The 24301-nt window shown below is 42.9% G+C and carries 28 protein-coding genes; 18 read left to right on the top strand and 10 right to left on the bottom strand.

The genetic code is table 11. From position 1 onward, the window contains the following. Nucleotides 1–23 precede the first annotated feature (23 nt). The 4 genes from V6Z54_RS05180 to V6Z54_RS05165 all read left to right on the top strand — a co-directional run bounded on the left by V6Z54_RS05180 (nucleotide 24) and on the right by V6Z54_RS05165 (nucleotide 4038). Nucleotides 24–458: a PTS sugar transporter subunit IIA gene (locus V6Z54_RS05180; protein ID WP_012008933.1), complete on the top strand. Its 435-nt coding sequence runs from the start codon at nucleotides 24–26 to the stop codon at nucleotides 456–458. A 1-nt stretch (nucleotide 459) separates the two neighbouring features. Next, nucleotides 460–1581, top strand: a complete 1122-nt coding sequence (locus V6Z54_RS05175; protein WP_041089106.1) for a mannitol-1-phosphate 5-dehydrogenase — start codon at nucleotides 460–462, stop codon at nucleotides 1579–1581. 100 nt (nucleotides 1582–1681) lie between these two features. Then, nucleotides 1682–3430, top strand: coding sequence for a methyl-accepting chemotaxis protein (locus V6Z54_RS05170; protein WP_338527781.1), 1749 nt, complete (start codon nucleotides 1682–1684; stop codon nucleotides 3428–3430). 215 nt (nucleotides 3431–3645) lie between these two features. Then, a complete protein-coding gene (locus V6Z54_RS05165) occupies nucleotides 3646–4038 on the top strand; it encodes a RidA family protein (RefSeq protein ID WP_039176565.1) in 393 nt (130 codons plus the stop codon). 32 nt (nucleotides 4039–4070) lie between these two features. Here the strand turns inward: V6Z54_RS05165 and V6Z54_RS05160 are convergent, their stop codons facing one another. The 3 genes from V6Z54_RS05160 to V6Z54_RS05150 are packed head-to-tail and all read right to left on the bottom strand — an operon-like array spanning nucleotide 4071 to nucleotide 5026. Continuing rightward, complete coding sequence (locus V6Z54_RS05160) at nucleotides 4071–4304, bottom strand: DUF2651 family protein (RefSeq protein WP_041089110.1); 234 nt, start codon at nucleotides 4302–4304, stop codon at nucleotides 4071–4073. A gap of 25 nt (nucleotides 4305–4329) precedes the next feature. After that, a complete protein-coding gene (locus V6Z54_RS05155; RefSeq protein ID WP_338527780.1) occupies nucleotides 4330–4623 on the bottom strand; it encodes a DUF5316 family protein in 294 nt (97 codons plus the stop codon). Between the two features lie 25 nt (nucleotides 4624–4648). Next, on the bottom strand, nucleotides 4649–5026 hold the full coding sequence (locus tag V6Z54_RS05150) for a VOC family protein (RefSeq protein WP_305960825.1): 378 nt from the start codon (nucleotides 5024–5026) through the stop codon (nucleotides 4649–4651). A 184-nt stretch (nucleotides 5027–5210) separates the two neighbouring features. Between V6Z54_RS05150 and V6Z54_RS05145 the strand changes: the two genes are divergently transcribed. From V6Z54_RS05145 to V6Z54_RS05110, 8 genes are all read left to right on the top strand, one after another. Further along, a complete protein-coding gene (locus V6Z54_RS05145) occupies nucleotides 5211–5480 on the top strand; it encodes an excalibur calcium-binding domain-containing protein (protein WP_080772302.1) in 270 nt (89 codons plus the stop codon). Between the two features lie 127 nt (nucleotides 5481–5607). After that, the gene (locus V6Z54_RS05140) at nucleotides 5608–6363 is read left to right on the top strand and encodes a Cof-type HAD-IIB family hydrolase (RefSeq protein WP_041089116.1); all 756 of its coding nucleotides are present in this window, start codon (nucleotides 5608–5610) and stop codon (nucleotides 6361–6363) included. 183 nt (nucleotides 6364–6546) lie between these two features. Next, the gene (locus V6Z54_RS05135; protein WP_338527779.1) at nucleotides 6547–7305 is read left to right on the top strand and encodes a 5-oxoprolinase subunit PxpA; all 759 of its coding nucleotides are present in this window, start codon (nucleotides 6547–6549) and stop codon (nucleotides 7303–7305) included. A gap of 26 nt (nucleotides 7306–7331) precedes the next feature. Continuing rightward, nucleotides 7332–8549 (top strand): NRAMP family divalent metal transporter, encoded by a 1218-nt coding sequence (locus tag V6Z54_RS05130; protein WP_073979577.1) that lies wholly within the window; start codon nucleotides 7332–7334, stop codon nucleotides 8547–8549. Between the two features lie 5 nt (nucleotides 8550–8554). Further along, on the top strand, nucleotides 8555–9346 hold the full coding sequence (locus V6Z54_RS05125; RefSeq protein WP_041089122.1) for a putative hydro-lyase: 792 nt from the start codon (nucleotides 8555–8557) through the stop codon (nucleotides 9344–9346). A gap of 18 nt (nucleotides 9347–9364) precedes the next feature. Further along, entirely contained in the window at nucleotides 9365–10111 is a 747-nt protein-coding gene (gene pxpB, locus V6Z54_RS05120; protein ID WP_073979578.1) for a 5-oxoprolinase subunit PxpB, read from the top strand. Then, complete coding sequence (locus tag V6Z54_RS05115) at nucleotides 10108–11154, top strand: biotin-dependent carboxyltransferase family protein (RefSeq protein WP_338527778.1); 1047 nt, start codon at nucleotides 10108–10110, stop codon at nucleotides 11152–11154. Before pxpB ends, V6Z54_RS05115 begins: the two co-directional genes overlap by 4 nt. Further along, nucleotides 11138–11911, top strand: coding sequence for an IclR family transcriptional regulator (locus tag V6Z54_RS05110; protein WP_041089128.1), 774 nt, complete (start codon nucleotides 11138–11140; stop codon nucleotides 11909–11911). The genes V6Z54_RS05115 and V6Z54_RS05110 overlap by 17 nt, the downstream gene beginning before the upstream one ends. Nucleotides 11912–11945: 34 nt before the next feature. Here the strand turns inward: V6Z54_RS05110 and V6Z54_RS05105 are convergent, their stop codons facing one another. Beyond that, nucleotides 11946–12581 carry an FMN-dependent NADH-azoreductase gene (locus V6Z54_RS05105; protein WP_024720223.1) on the bottom strand — a complete coding sequence of 212 codons (636 nt, stop codon included), beginning with the start codon at nucleotides 12579–12581 and terminating at the stop codon, nucleotides 11946–11948. Between the two features lie 406 nt (nucleotides 12582–12987). Here V6Z54_RS05105 and V6Z54_RS05100 point away from each other — a divergent pair, with 406 nt between their 5' ends. From V6Z54_RS05100 to V6Z54_RS05090, 3 genes are all read left to right on the top strand, one after another. After that, nucleotides 12988–13620 (top strand): GDSL-type esterase/lipase family protein, encoded by a 633-nt coding sequence (locus tag V6Z54_RS05100; RefSeq protein WP_338527777.1) that lies wholly within the window; start codon nucleotides 12988–12990, stop codon nucleotides 13618–13620. A gap of 89 nt (nucleotides 13621–13709) precedes the next feature. Then, complete coding sequence (locus tag V6Z54_RS05095; protein ID WP_338527776.1) at nucleotides 13710–14792, top strand: C45 family peptidase; 1083 nt, start codon at nucleotides 13710–13712, stop codon at nucleotides 14790–14792. Between the two features lie 129 nt (nucleotides 14793–14921). Beyond that, complete coding sequence (locus tag V6Z54_RS05090) at nucleotides 14922–17009, top strand: transcription antiterminator (protein ID WP_041089136.1); 2088 nt, start codon at nucleotides 14922–14924, stop codon at nucleotides 17007–17009. Between the two features lie 16 nt (nucleotides 17010–17025). Here V6Z54_RS05090 and V6Z54_RS05085 read toward each other — a convergent pair whose 3' ends face one another. Beyond that, nucleotides 17026–17637, bottom strand: a complete 612-nt coding sequence (locus V6Z54_RS05085) for a class I SAM-dependent methyltransferase (RefSeq protein WP_041089138.1) — start codon at nucleotides 17635–17637, stop codon at nucleotides 17026–17028. A 156-nt stretch (nucleotides 17638–17793) separates the two neighbouring features. On the opposite strand from V6Z54_RS05085, the gene V6Z54_RS05080 reads away from it, so the two are divergent. Together V6Z54_RS05080 and V6Z54_RS05075 are read left to right on the top strand one after the other, a co-directional pair. Then, nucleotides 17794–18663 carry an SDR family oxidoreductase gene (locus V6Z54_RS05080; protein ID WP_338527775.1) on the top strand — a complete coding sequence of 290 codons (870 nt, stop codon included), beginning with the start codon at nucleotides 17794–17796 and terminating at the stop codon, nucleotides 18661–18663. A 294-nt stretch (nucleotides 18664–18957) separates the two neighbouring features. Beyond that, nucleotides 18958–19380, top strand: a complete 423-nt coding sequence (locus V6Z54_RS05075; RefSeq protein ID WP_041089142.1) for a pyridoxamine 5'-phosphate oxidase family protein — start codon at nucleotides 18958–18960, stop codon at nucleotides 19378–19380. Nucleotides 19381–19824: 444 nt separating this feature from the next. On the opposite strand, the gene V6Z54_RS05070 is transcribed toward V6Z54_RS05075, so the two are convergent. The 3 genes from V6Z54_RS05070 to V6Z54_RS05060 are packed head-to-tail and all read right to left on the bottom strand — an operon-like array spanning nucleotide 19825 to nucleotide 20415. Further along, entirely contained in the window at nucleotides 19825–20004 is a 180-nt protein-coding gene (locus V6Z54_RS05070; protein ID WP_041089144.1) for a hypothetical protein, read from the bottom strand. Beyond that, nucleotides 20001–20183 (bottom strand): hypothetical protein, encoded by a 183-nt coding sequence (locus tag V6Z54_RS05065; RefSeq protein ID WP_041089145.1) that lies wholly within the window; start codon nucleotides 20181–20183, stop codon nucleotides 20001–20003. The genes V6Z54_RS05070 and V6Z54_RS05065 overlap by 4 nt, the downstream gene beginning before the upstream one ends. A 13-nt stretch (nucleotides 20184–20196) precedes the next feature. After that, nucleotides 20197–20415 (bottom strand): hypothetical protein, encoded by a 219-nt coding sequence (locus V6Z54_RS05060; protein ID WP_041089147.1) that lies wholly within the window; start codon nucleotides 20413–20415, stop codon nucleotides 20197–20199. A gap of 158 nt (nucleotides 20416–20573) precedes the next feature. Here V6Z54_RS05060 and V6Z54_RS05055 point away from each other — a divergent pair, with 158 nt between their 5' ends. Then, nucleotides 20574–22823: a hypothetical protein gene (locus tag V6Z54_RS05055; protein WP_338527774.1), complete on the top strand. Its 2250-nt coding sequence runs from the start codon at nucleotides 20574–20576 to the stop codon at nucleotides 22821–22823. A 229-nt stretch (nucleotides 22824–23052) separates the two neighbouring features. Here the strand turns inward: V6Z54_RS05055 and V6Z54_RS05050 are convergent, their stop codons facing one another. Then, the gene (locus V6Z54_RS05050) at nucleotides 23053–23349 is read right to left on the bottom strand and encodes a DUF3817 domain-containing protein (RefSeq protein WP_008347156.1); all 297 of its coding nucleotides are present in this window, start codon (nucleotides 23347–23349) and stop codon (nucleotides 23053–23055) included. 129 nt (nucleotides 23350–23478) lie between these two features. Further along, entirely contained in the window at nucleotides 23479–24153 is a 675-nt protein-coding gene (locus V6Z54_RS05045; RefSeq protein ID WP_338527773.1) for a GntR family transcriptional regulator, read from the bottom strand. Nucleotides 24154–24301 lie beyond the last annotated feature (148 nt).

Below are 24301 nucleotides of genomic sequence, written 5' to 3'. Positions count from 1 at the left end.
CTAAAAAAGGTGTGTGATCTTTCATGAAACAAGTACTTTCAAAAGACAATATTTTTCTAAACGAACAAGCGGGCTCTAAAGAAGAAGCCATTAAAAAAGCAGGCGAAGTCTTAGTGGCAAACGGCTATGTCACAAGTGATTATGTTGACAAAATGTTTGAAAGAGAAAATATTTCTTCTACATTTATGGGCAACGGAATTGCCATTCCTCATGGAACAGAGGATGCGAAAGCGGCTGTCCTTCATTCAGGGATTTCCATTATCCAAATTCCAGACGGCGTTGAATACGGCGAGGGGAATATTGCTAAAGTTGTATTTGGCATCGCTGGTAAAAACAATGAGCATCTCGATATTCTTTCTCAAATTGCGATTGTCTGTTCAGAAGAAGAAAACGTAGAGCGTATCATTCATGCAAAGGATCAGGATGAACTGATCGCCATCTTTAACGAGGTGAACTAACATGAAAGCACTTCATTTTGGAGCAGGAAATATTGGCAGAGGGTTTATCGGATCTTTGTTAAAAGCATCAGGCTTTGAGCTCGTTTTTACCGATGTAAATGAAGCGATCATCAACGAGCTGAATGAAAGAGGAGAATACACGGTAGAACTCGCAGCACCAGGGCAGCAGCAAGAAGTAGTCGGTCCTGTGTCAGCTATCAATTCCGCAAAAGATCCAGCCGCATTAACAGAGGCAGTTGCAACAGCTGACCTCATTACAACAGCTGTTGGACCAGCCGTTTTGAACATCATTGCTTCGTCGATTGCTGAAGGTTTAAAACAGAAAAAGCCTGATCATATCATCAACATTGTGGCATGTGAAAATATGATTGGCGGCAGCTCTCATTTAAAGAAAGCCGTTTTCTCTCATTTAACAGCTGATGAACAAGAAGCGCTGTCACACACAGTTGGTTTTCCAAACGCTGCGGTTGACCGCATTGTCCCAATTCAGCACCATGAGGACATATTGAAAGTATCAGTCGAGCCATTTTTCGAGTGGGTGATTGATGAGACAGGCTTTATTGGAGACGTTCCTCAAATTGACGGAGCGACCTTTGTACAAGATTTGACGCCATTTATTGAGCGTAAGCTCTTTACTGTCAACACAGGACATGCACTAGCTGCTTATGTCGGGTACGAGAAAGGCGTGCAAACGATTAAAGAAGCTGTCGATACACAAGAGATTCGTCAAGTGGTCGAAGGTGCACTTCACGAAACAGGCAGTTATTTAATCGACACATATGGCTTTCAAAAAGCAGAACATGATGCGTATATTCAAAAAATCATCAAACGATTTGAAAATGCCTTTATCTCTGATGAAGTCACGCGTGTTGCACGCTCTCCGCTTAGAAAGCTCGGAGCAGATGACCGTTTAATCGGTCCAGCGAAAAAGATCAGACAGCCACAGTATTTAATTAAAGGAATCGTGGCAGCTTTGGCTTACGACTTTACTGATGATGAAGAAGCTGTTCGTTTGCAGGCATTACGAAAAGAAAAAGGCATTGAAGGTGTGTTGGAAGAGGTATGTGGACTCTCGCCAACAGACGATCTTTATCAAGCCATTCTTAAAGAAGCAACTCGATAATTTGAAAATCCCTTTCCAACGTGCGAAAGGGATTTTTTTCTATGACTTTTTTAATACTTTTCCCAGCTTGACGATATATAAAGTAAGGGGGAATTTGTTTATGAAAAAGAAAGCGCTTGCTTCAAGAAGTGTATTTTTTCAATTAATGTCTGCCATTATCGTGATCACGATTTTAACGGGCGGACTTGTTGGAACTACGGGATATTTGTTAGCGAAACATGTATTAATTGATGCAGGGAAAGCAGATTTAAAGCACATCGTCAGCGGAGCGATGGCCACACTTGAACAGTTGAATGACCGTGTGGAGAAAAAAGAACTGACGCTTGAGCAGGCGCAAGAACAGGCCCGCCTTTACTTGAGCGGACCCAAAAATGACAACGGGAAGGGATACCAATCTCAAAAATCAGATTTTATCTATAAAAATAAAGGCTATCTGATCGCATATGGCACTGACTACTCAACCCAGGTCCATCCGGTCAACGACATCGGCGTCATTCCAGATAACACGACCAATCGTCAAAAAATGGTCGCTGGTGCCAATGCAAAAGATGAGGATGCACACTATGTGACCTATATGGATAAGGACGATGCAACCGGCGAAGAAAAGGAAAAGCTTGCCTATATGAGCCAGTTTACACCGTGGAATTGGAGTGTAGGCATCGCTGTCTTCCAGGACGAATTTTATAAAGAATTAGAGCAGATGAAGCTCTATATTATTCTCATTACAGCGGGTGTCGCCCTTCTGAGTTTAGGCGTCTTTTATTTAGCTGCCAGAGGAAAAGTCAGACTGCTCAAGCAAGTCACTGCTGCTTCAAAGGAAATTGCGGCGGGAAATATTGAGCGCACGAGCTTAAAGGAAACAACGGATGAAATCGGACAGCTGGCAAAAGGCTTTAACCATATGTCAGGCGAGCTCAGAACACTGGTGAGCGGTTTACAGGAAACAAGCAGTCAGCTTGTGGAATCAGCGACAGATTTATCGGCGATATCTGAAGAAACCTCAGCCAGCAGTGAAGAAATTGGACGAGCCATCGGAGACATTTCGACTGGAACACTTCATCAAGCATCTGATCTTGAAGTAGCCAATCAACAAATGACCCAGTTTAATCAATCTATTGAGAATGTGAAAGAACAGAGTGATCAAATTAAACGGATTTCCGATCAATCGAGTCAATCATCACAGCAGGGCCAGCAAATCGTACAGCAATTAAAACAATCGAATGAACAATCGATTCAGGCGTCTCAAGGCATTAGAGCAGGAATCGAGCAGTTAAGTACAAAAGTACAGGATATCTCTCAAATCACAGATACGATTGAAAGCATTTCAAATGAGACCAATTTACTGGCACTGAATGCCAGCATTGAAGCAGCACGTGCAGGAGAGCACGGCAAAGGCTTCTCAGTTGTGGCGAGTGAAGTGCGGAATTTAGCTGAGCAGACAAAACAATCAGCCGTCCAAATTCAGCAAATGATCCAAGGCATTAAAGAAGAAACGACGGCAACAGCCGGCATCATGTCAAGCACAATGGATCGTTTTGCCGAGCTGGATGAAGCGGTGCATGCAACAGAACACGAATTCAATGCCATCTCTACATTGATTTCACAAACCATCGTTGAAACAAACGCGATGGCAAAAGAGCTGAGTACACTGCTGGAGCAAAACGACCTTATCACAAAAGCCATGCAAGGCGCAGCCCATATTTCTCAAGAAAACGCAGCGGCGATCGAAGAAATCACTGCTTCCACAGATGAACAAGTAACAGCTATCTCTAATGTGGCAAAAGCAGCAGAAAGACTCAATGAACTTAGCATGCGATTGAATCAGGACATTGCGCGTTATCGACTATAATTCATTTTGACTATGTGGTACTATCAATTTAATTAAAACCTTGCTCACGCAAACAAAAGGAGTGTTTCAGTCATGAAAAAGAAGATATTGATGTTCTTGCCTTGTGGCTATGGATACTCCACTGCTGTTTTCTTTGAAGGTAGATAGAAATTGGTGAAGTCTGTCTACAAAACAAAGAAACTAGCAGAAAAATAAACGTGAGTGAGGGACATAACATGGAAAAAATCACGAGAAAAAACCCAGAAAGTATGCCGAAACCTGTTGGTAACTACAGTCATATCACAAGGGTGCCAAAGGGTGCAGGATTATTTGTTACATCGGGTCAGGTAGGGACAGATATAGATGGGCAGATCCCATCAAGCTTAAACGACCAAGTAACGAATACGTTTGAAAATATCAAAAAAATCCTTGAATCAGAGGGATTGAATGAAGAACATGTGATCAAGGTCAATATATGGGCAACAGAAGAAATCGACTGGGACCATCTATATCCTCAGTGGGATACGATTTTCAAAACAGCTTACCCATCAATGACGGTTGCTTATGTATCAGCTTTAGGATGGCCGGAGCTGAAAATTGAAATTGAACTATGGTGTGCGGATATATGATTCAAAAAAAGAACAGTGGAAACTGTTCTTTTTTACTTGAGCCGCTTTGTAATCCATCCAGCAAAGAATGTAAAGACGGTATAGACAATAACCCAAATGAGAAAAGATTCATTCCCGCCAATATAGGTGAACATGAAGATCATGCTCGCTAACAGCACAATCAAAGTAGGCATCCAAACATTCTTCAAAAAGAGCGTACCGAAAATGCCAATCAGCACAGAGATAATAGGAAAGCCAAATACAATGAATAGAATAAAGACAGCCATACAACTAACTCCTTTTAACAAGTGTTTACATCAAAACATATAAGACCGACGCAGCCATGTGTGGAAGTGCAAAAATGATCATAAGAAAAGCCGTATCAAGGCGCCACATGCGGAGTTCTTTTGTTTCAGAATGATAGGCTGCTCGTGTCTCTTCTCCACTTGTCCAAGCGCCCATTAGCACCCCAGATATCACGACCCCAATAATAGAGATTCCGCCGCTGACAAACCCAATCCATTCAAGGTGCTGCAACAGGATAGCGGCGCTGCAAATCACAATCATTGAGCAAACACCGACGAAAAAAGCATGTTTTTTTCTCATTTTGGTTCACTCCCTTCAAAGACAATTAGGAGATCGCATCACATATTTCAATGAAATGACCATCAGGATCAGACACATAAGCGACTGTTTGACCCCATGGTTTTTTTGCAGGTTCCTTGATGATGGGTACCCCTATTTCTTTCATTGATGCAATCGTTTGATCCACATCATCCACAACAAAGCCAATCTCAAACGTTTGAGACGCTTGATTTGCTTCTGGGACAGACAATCCGAGTGCCTCTTTGACATCCTGTCGTGAATTAATCGATAACGTCACGTCTCCAGTTTCAAACTCAACATAGGATTCAACCCTCAATTTTATTGGAAAACCAAGTACATGTTGATAGAAATGAATACTTGCCTCCACATCGTTTACATATAGAATGGTATATTTCATTTTCATGTGAAAAACTCCTCTCTTCATATACGTGTCAAAAACGGAAAGGTTTCCCACTCATTGTACCATATAGGATATAAGGTGTATTTCATACCAAAAAAATCAAAATAATTAGCTCAATAGTCTTGAAAAACAAAAAGTGGTGACATATGATAAAAATGTAAAATTAGAAAAAATAGGGGGATTTTACATGTTGAAAAAAATCATGGTAGCTGTCTTGTCTTTAGGTCTTTTACTAAGCTTTACACAAGTCGACTCCCACACAGCAGATGCAAAAACGGTCAAGTCTTACAAAAACTGCACAGCGCTGAACAAAGTATATAAAGGCGGCGTAGCAAAAAGCAAAAACACGAAAAACAAAGGCGGAAAAACAAAGTACAAGCCTTATGTATCAAAAGCACTTTATCAAAAAAATATGCGGCTTGACCGCGATAAAGACGGCATTGCGTGTGAACGCTAAGCACCTGTGAAAAGACCTGTCACAAGGTCTTTTTTCTATGTGATCAAACTCGTCCCTTTGTGCCAGCTTCATCTTTATATTAAAATAAAGATAGTTTCAAAAATCGATACAAAGTGGGGTACTCAATTTGTCAACACAAGCTCATAAGAAAGACATCCGATTGATTGCCATTGATATGGATGGCACGCTGTTAAACAGTGAGCACATCATTCCAGAGGAAAATAAACAAGCGATTAAAGAGGCTGAAGCAAAAGGGGTCCATGTGGTCATTAGCACAGGACGGACACTGATGACATGCCGAGAGCTGGTTGAGCCGCTCAAGTTATCGTCTTACCTTGTGACAGCAAACGGAAGCGAAATCTGGGATTCAAACTTCCAGCTGATCGAACGAGATTTGCTGCATCCTGATCACGTCCAAATGATGTGGGATTTAAAAAATAGGTACGAAACCGATTACTGGGCTTCGACTGTGGAAAAGGTGTGGAGAGGTGAATTCCCTGAACGAATTCATGACCATGAATGGCTGAAATTTGGCTTTGATATTCATGATGATGACGTTCGTGAGGAAGTACTCAATACATTGAAAACAAATAAGCATCTAGAGATCACAAACTCAAGTCCGACTAATATTGAAGTCAATGCAGCCGGCATTAACAAAGCGGCAGCTCTTGCAAAAGTAGCAGAACGCATTGGCTGTACGATGGACAACGTCATGTCACTTGGCGACAGCCTCAATGATATGGCCATGATTCAAGAAGCCGGATTAGGCATTGCCATGGGAAATGCGCAGGAAGTGGTGAAAGAGGCAGCTGATTGGATTACGGCTCCTAATACAGAACACGGCGTGGCAAAAGCCATCCAACATTGGGTGCTGTCTAAATAGGATGCATTTTCATTACAAGAAAAAGTGAGAGGACTTTGCCTCTCGCTTTTTTGTTTACTCCTAGTTCTATTGTTATGTTTTCTGCCAATTTCATGTGCAGTCTATCCAAAGTTGATATAATCAATATAAATTCGAATATTCGGACTTTATATTCCGTATTTCGGAACAACAAGGAGGGGTTCTATGTATCAAGTGGATATTAACTGTGATTTGGGAGAAAGCTTTGGTCAATACACAATCGGTGCAGACGAACAAATCTTAGAATATGTCACCTCAGCCAACATTGCTTGCGGTTTTCATGCAGGAGATCCAACGGTTATGAGAAAGACGGTCAGAATGGCATTGGGTAAAGGGGTCAAAATTGGTGCACATCCTGGTTTGCAAGATTTGGTCGGCTTTGGCAGACGTCCAATGGCTATCTCTGCAGAGGAAGCCTATGATCTTGTCATCTATCAAATTGGTGCTCTATCAGCCTTTCTCAAGGCTGAGGGTGGCACGATGCAGCATGTCAAACCACACGGCGCCCTCTACAACATGGCGGCTAAAAATACTGAATTATCTGAATCAATTGCGAAGGCTGTGTATGATGTGGATCCAAACCTTGTGTTATTTGGTCTGTCAGGGAGTGAACTTACGTTAGCAGGTGAACGGATAGGTCTGCAAGTGGCACATGAAGTTTTTTCTGATCGAACGTATCAAACAGACGGGACACTGACATCGCGCCGCGAACCACATGCACTCATTGAAGAGGATGAACGTGCCGTCCAGCAGGTCGTTCGTATGGTTCGAGAAGGCAAGGTTCGTACAGTTCAAGGGGAAGATATCGAGCTCAAAGCAGATACCGTCTGCATTCACGGAGACGGCAGCCATGCGCTTCAATTTGCAAAAACCATTACAGCGAAGCTAAAAGAAGCCGGCATTCATCTCAAGGCCTTTCAATAAAAATCGTCATCAAAGGGGGAAACAGCATGAAAAAAGAGAAAGTCAAACACATGAAGGCACCAAAGGGGAATCGGACTATGCTGATGGGCGCTGCCTTTTTAATGGCGACGTCTGCGATTGGACCGGGATTTTTAACACAAACAACCGTCTTCACACAGCAGCTTGCGGCTAGCTTTGGGTTTGTCATTTTAATCTCAATTTTATTAGATATTTTTGCACAAACAAATGTATGGCGCATCATTGCCGTGTCAGAAAAAAGAGGTCAGGATATTGCGAATATGGTGCTCCCGGGTCTCGGATATGTGCTGGCCTTTTTGATTGTCATTGGAGGACTTGCCTTTAACATCGGAAATATCGCTGGGGCTGGTCTTGGTTTTCAGGTGATCTTCGGTGTCGATCCGCGAATTGGCGCAGGGATCAGTGCTGTGATTGCCATTCTCATCTTTGTGATTAAAGAAGCTGGGAAAGCAATGGACCGTTTCACACAAATAGCAGGTTTTGTCATGATTGGTCTGATGCTGTACGTGGCGGTTTCAACAGCACCGCCCGTTGGAGAAGCAGCGCTCAGAACATTTGTCCCAGAAAAAATTGATATTTTATCAATAGTGACACTTGTCGGGGGGACAGTTGGCGGCTATATCGTTTTTGCTGGTGGGCATCGTCTATTGGATGCTGGCATTAAAGGGAAGGATGCACTTCCTCAAGTGACAAAAAGCTCTGTTTTCGGCATTCTTATTACATCTGTGATGCGTGTCGCTTTATTTTTAGCCGTTCTAGGAGTGGTCTCAAAGGGCTTGCAGATAGATCCAGCCAATCCGCCTGCTTCTGTATTCCAATTGGCGTCTGGAAATGTTGGATATAAAATGTTCGGCATCATTATGTGGGCTGCGGCGATTACATCTGTCATTGGAGCAGCATACACATCTGTTTCTTTCTTCAAAACCTTCTCGCCAAAAATTGAGCAAAACCAGCGTGGCATTATCATTGGTTTTATTGCCCTCTCGACCCTTTGTTTTATCACGATCGGAAGACCTGTGAACATCTTGATATTAGTTGGAGCGATCAATGCATTGATTTTGCCGCTCGCCCTTGGCACATTGCTTGTTGCGGCTTATAAGAAAGACATTGTCGGAGATTATCGTCATCCATTCTTTTTGACAGTGTCTGGTGCATTTGTTGTGGTCATCATGGCGATGATGGGCGGCTATACCATCATCAATGAAATCCCGAAACTATGGAGTTGATTCAGATGAATACTTACCAAACATATGAACCTTCACAAATTAGAGAATTGATTCGCGAAAAAAAGATCACAGGACCAACGGCTGGCTTTGCTGAGGGGTTTGCTCAAGCCAATTTAATGATTGTCAAAAAGGAACTTGCCTTTGATTTTCTTTTATTTTGTCAGCGGAATCCGGCTGCATGTCCCTTGCTTGATGTACTGGACCCGGGTGATCCAGTGCCAAGACGGTCGGCGCCTCAAGCGGATATTCGTACGGACTTTCCTAAGTACCGTATTTACCGAAAAGGGATTCTTGAAGAAGAGGTTACAGATATCTCTGCTTATTGGGAGGATGATATGGTTGCCTTTCTCATTGGATGCAGTTTTACGTTTGAGCACGCGCTTATGCTGAATGACATCCCTGTCCGCCATATTGAAGACAGTCATAACGTACCCATGTATCAAACGAATATAGCTTGTGAAAAAGCAGGAGACTTTCATGGCCCAATGGTGGTCAGCATGAGACCCATTCCGGCGCATCAGGTCACAAGAAGTGTTCAAGTGACGTCTCGATTTCCATCAGTCCATGGCGGTCCAATTCATATAGGGGACCCAGCGGTGATTGGTATTTCCGATGTGAACCAGCCTGACTTTGGAGAACCATCTGTGATCAAAGAAGGAGAAGTCCCGGTGTTTTGGGCATGTGGTGTGACGCCGCAAGCCATTGTCATGCATACAAAACCCGACATTGCGATCACTCATGCACCTGGGCATATGTTCATCACAGATCGAAGAGATCAAAAGCTCGGTGTACTGTAGAAAGAGAGGTGTCCTCAAGTGGCTTTTTCAACGATAAAAGATTCCATCACCTACCACCCGCTGGGAGATGCAGCGATCGTCATCCAAGCTGGAGCTGACATACATGAGGAGATTCATGCACGTGTTGAGCAGCTGTTTGCATGTATTGAACAGCACCCATTTGAAGGTTATATTGAAGCGGTTCAAGCCTTTACAAACGTGACTGTTTTTTACGAGCCTTATACCGTTCATCAATCGGCCCAGCTTCAAAAACATGACCTGTCTCCGTACGAATGGGTCAAAGGCTATATTGAACAACTTCTTGAAGACAAATGGCAGGAGGGAGTTCAGGTAAAGCGCCGCATTGTTGACATTCCAGTTTGTTACGGGGGAGCGCTGGGCCCTGATTTGGAAGAGGTTGCCCGTATCAATGGTTTAACGCCAGAGGAAGTCGTGCGTATTCACACTGCCGGGACGTATCTTGTCTATATGATTGGATTTGCCCCCGGTTTTCCGTTTTTAGGCGGGCTGTCTGAAAAGATTGCAGCACCACGCAGAGAAACACCAAGGATGTCCATTCCAAAAGGCTCTGTTGGTATTGCGGGAAAGCAGACAGGCGTTTATCCAATATCCACACCAGGGGGCTGGCAGCTCATTGGACAAACCCCGCTGCCACTTTTTCGCCCAGACGAGGAAATTCCGAGTCTATTGAAAGCAGGGGACGAGGTCAGATTTGTCCAAATGTCTGAAAAGGAATTTTTCAGCATGAAGGAGGCAGAGCGTTGAGTATTCATGTCATCAAACCAGGGATGTACACAACCATTCAAGATAAAGGGCGGCAAGGCTATCAAAAGTATGGCGTCTTAACGAGCGGCGGCATGGACCCGCTCTCACTTAGAATCGCCAACATTCTCACTGGCAACCAAGAAAACGAAGCCGTGCTGGAAGTCACCTTGATGGGGCCGGGTCCTGTGCTCACATGTGAGAAGGATCAGCTCATTGCAGTTACTGGTGCTGATGTAGAGATTGATATTGACGGAGAGCGGGCACCTTTATGGAAGCCGCTCTTTGTCCGATCAGGAAGCACGATCACCTTTGGTCTTTGTAAGAGAGGCTGCCGCGTTTACCTTGCTGTGGCAGGGGGATTTGATGTAGAGCCAGTCATGCAGAGCAAAAGCACTTATGTAAGAGCAGGGATCGGTGGACTGAATGGGCGTCCTCTTGAAAAAGGCGACGTTCTGCCCATTGGAGAGCCGTCTATCGTAGCGGATCATTTGTTTGATAGGCTAAAAAATAAAGTGAATCAGGCGGGATACGGCGCACCAGATTGGACAGTGAGTCACGATTATTTTTTGCCACTGCGGAAATCGCCAGTGATTCGTGTGCTGGCAGGGAGGCATTTTTCTCATTTTCAAGAAACATCTCAAACCGCATTTTTTGAGCAGCCTTATCAGGTCACACCTCAATCAGATCGTATGGGCTGCCGGCTGAAGGGGGAGCCGGTTCATTTAAAAGAAAAGCTGGAATTGATCTCAGAAGCGGTCGCCTTTGGATCTATTCAAATCCCACCCGATGGCCAGCCGATTATTCTGCTGGCAGATCGGCAAACGACAGGCGGATACCCGCGTATTGGAGAAGTAGCGACTGTAGATTTGCCGCTTATTGCACAGGCGATGCCTGGAGCAAAGCTGTATTTTGAACAAATAGATCATCGGGATGCAGAGCAGGCGTTATTTAAGCAAGAAGCAGAACTGAGGGAGCTTACCGCAAGAATCAAGCTGGAAGCATTCTCGTTTAGAAAAGGTGAAGAAGATGCAAAACACAAATAAAACGGTTGTGAAATCAATGGAGATTTTGCGGCTGTTTATCGCTCACGATCAATTAACATTAAATGAAATGATCGAGCTATCTGGTATGCCGAAAACATCTGTCCATCGCATGGCGACCTCTTTAGTCGATATGGGGCTGTTAGAAAAGCGAGAAACAGGTGTTTATCGATTAGGCTTAATGTTCCTTGAATACGGTCAGCTTGTGGCGGACCGCCTTGATATTCGGAGGATTGCGAGGCCATTTATGGAAAGCCTACGTGATGAAGTGGGAGAAGCTGTACAGCTCATTGTTCGTGAGGGTGACGAAGCCATTTACGTCGAAAAGATAGAAGGTACGCAGCCTGTTCGTCTCTACACCGCCGTCGGTAGACGCTCCCCCCTATATGCAGGTGCCTGTGCGAGAAGTATTCTTTCCTTTTTACCAGAGAGCGAAAGACTTGCCTATATTGACTCAATTGAGCTGGGGAAGATCGGAATTGGGACTATTACAGATAAAGAGGTTCTAAGAAACATGCTGGAAGAATCAAATGCGCGGGGATATACGTTAAGCTATTCTGAGCTTGAAAACTATACAGCGGCCATTGGAGCTCCTATTTTCAATCATCTGGGGGAAGTGGTAGCAGGTATTAGCATTGCAGGATTTGAAGCAGGCTATCAAAAAGAACGCCTGCCTTACTTAATTCAACAGGTGAAAAAAGCCGCCAGTGATATTTCGAGAGAATTAGGCTTTTCATCCGAACAAATAAAAAGCCAATGACCGTCAAGATCATTGGCTTTTTTGGGTGCAGTTATTAGAAAGTTTTTCCTAAAGCTTTTGCACGTTCGATTGCATCTGCTTTAATTTGCTCTGCTTTCGCAGGCTCAGCATTGTGACCTTCAACGATAAGACCTTCGAAAGAAGGAATTCCGAAGAAGTTCGCAATTGTACCAAGGTAACGGTGACCTGCTTCAAGTTCAGCAGCAGGACCTTCAGTGTAGTATCCACCACGTGCTTGGATGTGAAGAGCTTTTTTGTCTGTTAATAAACCAACAGGACCTTGCTCAGTGTATTTGAATGTTTTACCAGCTACAGCAACAGAGTCGATGTATGCTTTAAGAACTGGTGGGAATGAGAAGTTCCAAAGTGGTGAAACAAATACATATTTGTCAGCAGAAACGAATTGATCGCTTAATTCGTTTAGGCGAGCAACTTTTGCTTGCTCTTCAGCTGAAAGTGTATCGAAGCCAGCACCAGATTGAAGTTTGCCCCAGCCAGCAAATACATCTGCATCAATGTGAGGAATGTTTTCTTTGTACAAATCGATATGTACAACCTCGTCACTTGGGTTTGCTTCCTTATAAGATTCGATAAATGCCTTAGCAGTAGCCATACTGTAAGAAACTGTTTCATCATGCGGATGTGCAGTGATGTATAAAACTTTTGCCATGTTCATTCAATCCTTTCTGTTTCGGTTATTTTTTTAGCGTATCCCAAAGGTACGCTGAATATGTGGCATCTTTAATCATATTGGAATGCTATGAAAAAGATGTAACAAGCACAGTTACATAAAAACTGATATTTTCATTGTAATCACATTGTAGTTTGAAGTCAAGATATAAAGTCTCGAAATCAAGATAAAAAGTTTGTAAATTTTTCTGGAACACTTAAACACGCAGATTTCAGCGCAAAAAACCTACTCTTATTGAACAAAAAATCGTTCAATACCGCAAGTAAAGAGTTTGTAAATGCGCCGCAGCTCAAAAAAAGATGGATGCCCCTAAGTCATCTGCTACAAGCATCTGTTCTCCAAATTCGTATATATAAGAGAAGGCAGGAGAGAGTGAGGGATTAGAGTGGGACGATCCTATGTTGCGATTGGGGATTCCTTAACAGTTGGGGTGGGGGCACGTTTATTTGGTGGAGGATTTACTCAGCGGTTTCGATGGCTGCTTGAAAAAAAGACGCATGCACCGGTCGAGCTGTCTGTATTTGCAAAGTCAGGGTTAACGACCGATGAGATTTTACAGCTCTTCAAACGGTCTGAGGTGAGACGTTCCATTGCAGCTGCTGACATCATCACCATCACAGGCTGCGCGAATGACCTTGTTCAAGCTGTTCAGCAGGATGAAGAAGGTGAAGATGAAAAGAAACTGCTGCAAGCGGTCATGCATTGTCAGGCGAATTTTAGCAAGATGATTCAAGAAATTGCTCAGATCAAAAGAGGGCAGCATGAGCCCTATTGCGTATATCTCATGAATTTATATAATCCTTTTCCACAAATACCAATAGCCGGGCGGTGGCTTCAGCAATATAATCAACAACTACGTTTGCTTACTGCGAATCCGCATGTAGAAGTTGTGGATGTTTACAAAGGGTTTGAAGGGCATGAAAGAGCTTACTTATCGATTGATCAATTTCACCCGAATCCTAAGGGGTATGATGCAATGGCAGAAGCATTGTATCAACAATACTGTAAACAGCTGTAATCCGGTGGGATTGCAGTTTTTTTCATCCTTTTCAATAAATGACGGTTTCGATATGATAAAAGAAACGAAGGCGAAAGAGGTGTGCAGGCATGGAGGAGATCAATGCGTTTTTTCAAAAGATGACAGGAACGGCTTATGAAGTAGGAAAACAGCAGGCTCTCTGGCTGAAGGAGAACCCGCTGCTGCAGACACAATATATTCGAACAGAACCGGTAACACAACAGGCTGTGAAGGAAACGAAGCAGCTGATCCGTCCTTTTCTTCCTCAATTAGATGAAGAGATTGCTGGGTTTTGTGATGAAATGCAATTAGATGAGCGTTATTTGACCTTTTTCTATTCATCGCATCTTCAGCCAGGCTGTTCCCATTGTGTGAGGGAGGGGAATAAGGCAGCTGATCAACAAACGGTCATGCTTCGTAACTATGATTTCTCCCCGATTTTTGATGATATGCGTCTTGTGACGACACATGTAAAAGAATCGGCATGTCATACAGGTTCGTCGCTGCTCTTGTTTGGCAGATCTGATGGAATGAATGAGCATGGTCTTGCTGTGACTTTCTCCGCTTGCGGTCCGCCGGTTGGCAATGAACCCGGTTTAAAGACTCCAGCAGTCGCCGGTTTACAGGTGTATCATGTGATTCGCTCTGTTCTTGAATCTTGTCAAATGGTCGAGGAAGCCATTCGCTCTATCCAGAAAATGCCCGTTGCCTCAAATGTTCATATCATGCTTGCGGATCGAAAAGGAGAGGCGGCTGTGATTGAAATCATTGATGGTCAAAAAAGGGTGAGAAGACCGGAGACAGGTTATATTGCCGCAACGAATCATCCGGTAGCTGATCAAACAGCAAAAGGGATGACCAAACATCATTCTATTGTCAGATACGATATGTTAATGGAGGCTTTAAAAGAACAACGATCAAATGATTCTCTTGTGAAGCTGTTCCAGACAGAATATCCTGATGGTCTAACTGTGCACAATTATGAAGAGCTGTTTGGAACGATGCGAACCGTCATGTTCCGTCCAGAAGAAGGCACGATCGATTATTGTTTTGGCTCTCCAGTTTACAATCCGACTTATTCTTTAAAAGCCGGGGGTTCACTGCCTTTCCATGAACAAAAGGTACAATTTCATCAAAAGGATTATGGACCGTCATTTTGGAGGAGTGTCTAATGATCCCTTGTTTATATTTTGTCACAGCCGCTGTGCCAAATTCAGATCAACTTAAGATTGCATCGCTCGTTGAAAGCGTTTTATATTAAGGTGTGACAATAGACCTATTTATACAGAAGGAGGCATTTCATGTACATAACGGCACGAGAACAGAAAGTCATTAAATACATCATTCAGCAAAATCGTTATGTCACCATTCGTGAGATAGCCGATTCTGTTCAGGTGAGTACAAGAACGATCCATAGAGAACTAAAATCTATTAAACCAATTTTGAAAGATTATCATCTTTCATTAGATAAACAGCCGGGAAAAGGCTTAAAGGCAGTTGGCGAACAGGAGGATAAACAGCGGCTTCTTGCTCATATGTCAAATGAGGATCAAATTGAATACAGCTCGGACGAACGAAAGCTCTTAATCCTATGTGCGCTGCTTGAAGCGAAGGAACCGGTGAAATTATACACCCTCGCAGCTGACTTGCAGGTAACAAATGCGACGATTAGCTATGATTTAGATGAACTGACGGAGTGGATTGCTCCATACGGTTTGCAGCTTATCCGCAAGCGCGGGTACGGCATTGAATTAAAAGGGCCGGAGGAAGCAAAACGGAAAATTGTTGGCAATCTCATTGTCGACCGGCTCGACATTCAATTGTTTTTAGAAACGATTGAAATGAATATCAAACATCGAACGAAAGCAACGGAAAAGGTGTTTGGCGTTGTCAGCAGAGGTCAGCTGCTCAAGGTAGAAAGACTGCTCTTTCATTTGAAAGATCGACTGTCACTTTCCTTATCTGATAGTGCCTATATTGCACTTGTTGTTCACTTAACCTATGCCATCGAACGTATTCAGCTTGGGGAAACCATTCGAATGGAAGAGGAAGAGCTGCTGGAATTAAAGCGGACGAAGGAATTTGAATCATCACTCCGAATGGCAAGAGCGCTTGAACGCATGTTTAATGTGGAGATTCCTGAAGCGGAGGTCGGATATATGACCATCCATCTTCGCAGTGCAAATCGTAGCTTTGGGGCAGAATATCGTATTGATGAAATCGAGCTGGATATCGCGCTGAGAACGAAAAAGCTCATTGATTTTATTTCAAATAAAACCGGCTATCATCTCAATGAAAATGATTCATTGTATGAGGGGCTCGTGTCTCATCTTGAGCCTGCCATGAACCGTCTAAAGGAAAAGATGAGAATCTATAATCCGCTCACACAACAAATTAAAAAAGACTACTTTTTGCTGTTCATGGCGATTGAAGAAGGAGTCGAGCGCTTCTTTCCTGAGATTGAATTTCCAGAGGATGAAATCGCCTTTATTGTGCTTCACTTTGGTTCAGTGCTTGAAATCAAAAAAGAAGAAACAAAAATTCATGCGCTGGTTGTTTGCTCAAGCGGAATCGGTTCCTCGAAAATGCTCGCCTCCCGGTTGAAAAAAGAATTGCCCGAGATCGCCAAATTCGATCTATCCTCCTTGATGGAGCTAAAGGAAATCGATGCATCGAGCTATGACATGATTGTCTCAACCGTTCCAATCCCATATGAGCATATCGATTACATTATGGTCAGCCCCCTCCTAAACGAGGATGATGCCATGCGTGTGAAGTCTCATATTAAACGGAAGATTCCTTATATCATCGAGAAAAAAAGAACAAAAGAATCTCCCAAAGAACTGGTGAAAGAAACCGTTAATATGATGACGATTGCAGAACAGGTGACGAATTATATGTTTGTAATTCGCAGCATCCTGTCCCGTTTTACCATTGAAAAAAGAAAGACGATGCCGAAGCATGATGAAACCATCAGGCAGCTGCTTCGTCAGCTTGAAGAGGAAGGGCTTATCATACATGCGGATGATGTGGTGAGCGGCCTTTTGGATCGTGAACAGCAAGGCGGCTTAGGCATACCTGGTACTGAATTTGCTCTTTATCATTTAAAGCATGCATTCATCAAGGAACCAATCTTTCATATTTATGATCTTGATCAGGCATACGAGGTTAAAAGCATGGATGGCGGGCAGCAGCAGATGTCACGAATGCTCATGATGCTGGCGCCGCAAGAGCTTGGCAAGGAAGGGTCAGAAATGTTTAGTCTGATCAGTTCATCCATCATTGAAAGTGAAGAAAGCATGGCGCTTTATGGACAAGGCACAAAGGAAGACATTGAACAGAAATTACATCAGCTTTTCTATCAATTTGTCAAAGAGGCAAAATGGTAAGAAAAAGGCCGAGAGCTTATTCGCTTCTCGGCTTTTTTGCTGTGACACAGACAGCAAGGGTAGGGCGAATTTCTTCATACTCAATAGAAAATTGGTCAAACCCTGCAAACTGCATGTCATTTAATATGTTTTCACCCATCTCTTTTGTCCGATTGGCGTCAGCTCCTTTTTCTCTTGGCTGCATGACAATAACGAGTGTTCCGCCTGGTTTCAACGTGTGATAAAGATTGAGTAAGCCCGTCTTTGGATCATCCCAAATCGTAAAATTGTTAACAGACAGCACTTTGTCATACTGCTCTCCGGGAAGGCGTGTTTTCTCGATTTTTCCGACATACAATCGGACCTGTTTGTCTTTTGCTCGTTTGCTGACGCGGGATTGTGCTTGCTCCTGCATGGTCGAAGAAGCATCCAGTCCATCAATGTGAAGGTTTTGATAATGCTTGAGCATATGTTTAATGCTGTAGCCAGGTCCATAGCCAATTTCCAAAATGTTTTCACCATCTGTCAAATCTAAGTGGCAGATGGCCCACTGATTCAATGCTTTATTTTCATTTGCCATAATGAGTCCAGCAATGCTTCCGAGCCAGCCTTTTGGTCTGCTAAAGGTTTTCGAAATGGTAGACAGCATGTGAGAACGCTCCTTTTTGATGATCATGTAACCGATTTTTCTTCTCTTCAAACATGCTGATTTTCGGGAACACATCTACACAGCTTCATGATGTTTGAGTGGAAAAATGAGGTGGTAATGAAAGGATACATCAACAAATCAAGGAGGAGCTTACACATGGATTTACGTGAATATTTAACAAATGGCATTCCGCGCCAAACGCAGGATCAGCAGCCAGGCAGTGAAAGAGAAATGAATCCAGCGCCGATCTTTGAGGATGAATCATATCAAGGTTCTGGCAAGCTAAAAGGAAAAGTGGCACTGATTACAGGCGGAGATAGTGGAATCGGGCGGGCAGTATCTGTTGCCTATGCAAAAGAAGGTGCACATGTCGCCATTGTGTATTTAAATGAACATGAGGATGCAGAAGATACGCAAAAACGTCTAGAACAGGAAGGCGTCAAATGCTTAACGATTGCAGGAGATGTCGGTGACGAAGCTTTTTGTGAGAAAGCCGTAGAAAAAACAGTTGAAGCCTTTGGTCAATTAGATATTTTAGTGAATAATGCGGCTGAACAGCATCCGCAAGAACGTATTCAAGATATTTCTAGTGAACAGCTTCACCAAACCTTTAGAACCAATTTCTATTCCTATTTCTATTTTACGAAAAAGGCACTGGATTATTTAAAACCGGGAAGCTCCATCATTAACACAACATCAATTAACCCATATCGAGGTAACCCAGTGCTGATTGATTATACGGCGACAAAAGGAGCCATTAACGGCTTTACGCGTTCTATGGCACAATCGCTTGTGAAAGATGGGATTCGGGTGAACGGTGTAGCGCCAGGTCCAATTTGGACGCCGCTCATTCCATCTACATTTGATGAAGACAGTGTGGAAAACTTCGGGGCAGAAACCCCAATGGGAAGACCAGGACAGCCTGTTGAGCATGTCGGCTGCTTTGTGCTGCTGGCTTCTGACGAATCGTCTTATATGACAGGACAGACACTTCATGTCAATGGAGGTTCCTTTATGAATACATGATCTACCGCGGCACCGCCCAGCTTTGATTGGGCGGTGTTTTTAGTATTTCTTGCGATTTTTCTGCACAGATATGACAGACCATACGATAATGCCTACAACAACTGCCGCAATGACAAGTGAACTCAAATGGAACATCGTTTCATGATGCATGTTCAACTTCTCCCTTCATTGAACCTGTTTTCTATAGCATCAGCTAGAAAGTATCTTTTTATGAAAAACACATTTCTTTGTTTAATGAATGGGCTGTCGTGGAAACCTACGAATACGGATGAAATTTTGAAGGAGTGAAACGATATGTCTCAAGAAGAATTAAAACAAAAGGTATTAAACCTGTTAGATGAACAAAAGGTCGGAACACTAGCGACCGTTGAACAAAATCAGCCGCATACTCGCTACATGACTTTTTTTCATGAAGGTCTGACGTTATATACACCAACGAGTAAAGAAACACATAAAGCAGATGAAATTGAAAAAAATCCGAATGTGCATATTCTCATTGGATATTCAGGCGAAGGATTCGGTGATACTTATGCAGAAATTGCAGGCACCGCAACATTAACCGATGATCCGGAATTGATCGACCGCCTTTGGTCTGATGAGATGGAGAAATGGTTTAAAGGAAAAGATGACCCGAATCTAGTGATTCTGAAAATTGATCCAACCTCCATTCGTTATATGAATGAAGGAAGCCGTACACCAGCAGAATTATCACTTTAACACTTGCATAAGCAGGGGGAATGTGTTAAAGTTTGATATTAAGTGTTGAAATAAGCAAATAAATAAAGAAAGTAAACTTTCTTTTTTCTATGACACAATGAGAAGCAATAGAGCTTCTACTTGATAAGAACGAGACGCTGTCAAAGCGAACAAACTTATTCTTTTCCTTCTGCACCCGCCCCCCTATATAAGCGGAAGAATGGAAAAAAGACGTTTTGATTTACAATTCACACTGGCACGGCTTCGGAGCCGTAAGGACGAATGAGAGGTAGGGCTTTCGTTGTCTTGTTATCCAGAACTTCCATGGCGTTTACTTTCAAACGTAGGTTCACTCGGAACACATATGACACACTGATATGATCGAATCTTAATTCATACACTCCGTAACGGAGATTAAACATTGATTATTTATTTGCATGAAAAGAGTAAGTAACAGGCTGCCATCTATTTGGCAGCCTTTTTCATTTGGTCAAACAAGAAGACCCCAAAACCAATGAGCCCAAGAAAAGGGAAGATGAAGATACAAACCAATCGCATAGCGTCCGCACCAAAAGGGTTCGATACTAGCAGCAGACCGATGAATGCACAGATGATCAGAGTGAATAAGGCGGGCTTCATGATCATTTCCTTTGCCCTTTCTTCTGATACCGCCAAATCCGTTCAATAAAAAAGAACATCACTGCAAACAAAATAGAAAACATGAACATATCCAGCAGTGTCACGCCTCTATTTGGGTGCACAAGACCAAACCAAACGAATTGCAGAACAAAAGAGATCGCAAAATATAGAATCAATTTTTTCATCATTTTCCTCTTCTCACTTATTTTTTTGACCCTTAAGCCATATCAGCCAAATGATGAAGGAACCAATCACACATGAGAGCAAAGTGACAGGCGGCAAGGTGTACCAGCTAGTCAGCCCCTTTACAAAACACATATAAAAAAAGAAAATGGAAATGGATACGAGTACCCATTGCTTGAACCAGCGAGGGACACGCAGCCACGCCGCTAGAATGATTGATGATAGCTTATCCAATGAGAGAACTCCTTTTTTGAATCTGATTGGATTTTATCGTAAACAACAAAGTTTGTAAAATATGGATTTCAGAGGCTTTGATGGTATTCTTCTAGCGTGAAACATTTTCGCTGTACTGACGTATAAGTGAAAGGAACCTCATGAAAGGAAGCGATCAAGTGAAAAGAATACCAGTCATCTTCCTCAGATATATTATCTTCTTTATTCCAGCAATCATTCTCAGTGTCTTGGTGTGGAACCATTATCAAGATGATTTGTCAGATGGGAAAGTAACAGAGAATAACGTCAAAGGAATGTTCACATTTGATGAAGGCAAACGAGTGGTGAGTGCGGTATCAAAAGACCAGCAGCTCCATTTTGCAATGGTTGATCCTCAATCAGGAAAAAGAATGAGTGAATGGACCACAGAAAGTGATTCGTTTAATGAAATGCTGCCATCCATTCAAGGAAACAATCTCTTACTGGCTTTAAAAAATAAAGACGGGCAGCTGTTGATTGAGAAATTAACACCAAGCGGAGAAAAGAAAGAGCTCGTTCAAAATAACCTGCAGATTCCTTCATTTTTAAAAACGAATACATACCAATGGAATGGACGGCTCGTATTTACAGGAGAAATGGACGGTGCCGCTGCAGTCATCGGTGAGCTTAAGAATGGTCAATTTTATGCGCACAATCTCAATAAGCTAAAACTACCGGCAAGGCCTGTCTCCATGGATGTTGTCATGAATTCCTTTAGAGGGCAGACCCCTATTCCTATATTTGAAGTAGCCTTGAAAAATGATCAAAAGGCATATGTCAGCGGCATTTCAAACGAGAAGCATCAGCTTGGCCTCTATGTCTCAAAAAATGCTGAACCGTTTAGCCTTGTAGAAGATATAGTTGAGCAGCGGCTGCAAAAAACGATCGGATCATCACAAAACTTTGCTGTCGCCGTGGAATCGGAATATCCAAAAAGGGCAAGGAAAGTGAATGCAGAAGGAAGACTTGGAGAAGTCGTTCCAACACCAAAACCAATTTACCAAACGTATGTGTACCAGCTTAATGAGGAAGAAGTGTTGATTGCAGGCTCTACAGCAAAGGACGAAGCAAAAGGCAAACTGACTGGTTATATCTATAACCATCGCACGAATAAGGCGACGTCTGCCAGCAAGCTTTTGCAGTCGTTTTCATATGAATCTTTACAAAGAGAAGGGCTCTCTTTCAATAAAAATGTGAAGAGTGACTGGCTCTATTATTCTTTTGACAATCAATTAACGGGTGCATTTGAGACGAAAAGCAAAGAGCTAAAGGAATTTCCTTTGCAAAAGGTCATCTCGATTGAAAACGCCAGTCCAGCCCACCAAACATCTGTTGATACCTTTATGCAATATGTAATGAAGGGCGGACCGCTCATTCTCAACTGGGCGATATGGATCTTGATCCCGCTGTTATTATTTGTACTAGCCATCTTCCTGCCGCCGATTTTGAGACTGGTGAGAAGGAACAAGATAAAGGACAGTGTCACATTACAAGCCTATATTGTGTCTGTTAAAGAAACGGGCACTTACATCAACGAACAGCCAGTTGTCAGCATGCGGCTTCAATTTGAATATGAAGGGCAAAGTATAGAAAAGACGGTTAAAACGGTTGTATCCTACACCCAGATACCACAGCCAGGCCAGCCTATTGCCATTCACTATGATCCGAAGAAGCAAAAGGCAATGCTTTTAAAAGAGGGTGACTTCTCGCAGCCAAGTGAGCCAAAGTTCATCAAAGGCGCTGTTTTAAGAAATATAGAATCATATGGAACCGTAGGACGAGGCACCGTCTTATCACTCACATTTGAATTAGATCAGAAAACGTATATCATTCCAATGATTCAAGCCGCTGGTTTTGAATTTAGAACAGGAGAAAAAGCCGATCTCGTCGACATCAATGGCCAGCTGAAAATGGCTGCCTATGGCTATGAAGTTCGAAATCGATCGGGGAAAGATGTGACGTTAACAGGAACCATCCAGCGTGTGAAGCAATATTCAATTGCCATCCATGAACAAAAGCCTATTCAGCTGGATGTGACAGTGTCAAACGGAGATCAGTCCATCACCAAAACGGTCAGCCAGTTCATCCCTGATCATATGCAGGTCGCAGTGGGCACTCAAATCACGATCCAGACAAAGAAAGAAGAGCTGGATAGAGAAATGAGCCTCATGCAAGAGAAACAAGGAAGTGCAAAAGTGACCAATGTCGAATTTGCTGGCGTCATCGGCAATCTGCCGTTAGCGATCATTCAAGTTGAGAGAAATGGCATGATGTATGAAGTGAAACAGCCAATCGATCCAATCACCAGCGTCTTGCCTGGTGATGAATTATGGGTGGCATATCACGATATGACGCGTCAAGCAGCCATTGTGAAATATGCATCAATATAAAAAAGCGTTCCTTTTAGGAACGCTTCAGCGTGTAGACAAACCCTCGCATTCGGTGTCAGGTCTGCGCTTCGGTGCTCACGAATGTCAAATTCGCTCCGCTTCGGTGCTCGTCCTTCCTAGACTGCAAAGGTTTTCTATCACGCTGAAAAGAAGACAAAGGGCTAAAATCAAAATCATTTTAGCCCTTTGTCAACAATCTGAAGCGTTCCTTTTAGGAACGCTTTTTCTATTAAGCTTTTGTATCATATTGGCGGAGCACCTTATCGTAGGCGAAATTGCCGAAAGGAATGAATGCCGCAAAAAAACCGGCGATGGACCATTTCAAATGCCAGCGAACTTTAAATGTCACATATGCCAAAATGAGCATATAGATGACAAACAATGCGCCGTGAAGAGAGCCTACAATGGTGACTGCCATCGGAATATCCGCAAAATATTTTAGAGGCATGGCAATTAAAAGAAGGGTTAAAAGAGACATACCCTCAATAAAACCCGCCTGTCGCAGACGGCTAATACTTGTATGCATATACAAATCCTCCTGTATAAAAGCTAGTTTCTCATCTTCTAATATAAACGAAAGATCGTCTGGACATGCTGAAATCTACGAAAAATTCAAAATATGTTCATGGATTGCTTAAAAAATGGGAAAAGTCCTTTACTGTTTGTTTGTTTCAGAGAGTACTTGCTTTAAGTGCATCACATCATGTAATAAATGCTCAGTCATTGCTTGAACCGCTTCTGTGGAGCGGCGCTTTTTTATTTCAGAATAGATCGCTGCATGCTCTCTTTGAATGGTTTCAGCACGAGCCCCGCCGCTAAAATGGAAAATGCGGCAATAGTGAATGAGTGCATTCACGTGATTCAATTGTTTGGATAAACGGTCATTGTGACTCGCCAAAATGATTTTTTGATGAAAGGATTCATGTAACTGGACGATCTCTTTAGATGGCAGCTCCTGCTTGATCGCTTCGTCCGCCTCCGTGAGAACCTGCTCAATTTCATCCATTTCTCTTTGCGTGGCTTCCTTACAGGCAAGCTCAACAGCAAGTGTTTCTAAGGCCACCCGAATTTGATAGAGCTCCTCGACATCTTTTTCTGTTAACGTATAGACGGAATAGCCTGATCGATGATCCGCGATTAAAAGCTCGTCTTTTTCTAACAGCCTCATCGCCTCTCTTACAGGTGAACGGCTTACGCCAAATTGCTTGGCAAGCTGTGTTTCATTGATGCGCTCTCCTGGCTGAAACTGGCCATCAAAAATCATTTGCTTCAGCTGTGCATAAAATTGCATGTGATACGGTGTTGGTCTTTCCATCTCGAATGAATTCATCCCATCATTCCCTCTTTTGTACATCATCTTTTGTCTCATGTTATCCAAGTTTTTCCCTCTAGGCAAGCCTGCATCGAAAAGTCAATATCGTACAATCCAAGAGAAAAAGGGTGTGCTACACTAATGATGAGTTCAGTGAAAAGAGGGG

The organism is Bacillus sp. MAG717A (genome assembly GCF_036884855.1).
Taxonomy (GTDB): domain Bacteria; phylum Bacillota; class Bacilli; order Bacillales; family Bacillaceae; genus Bacillus; species Bacillus safensis.
This window is presented reverse-complemented; position numbering and strand designations above follow the sequence as displayed.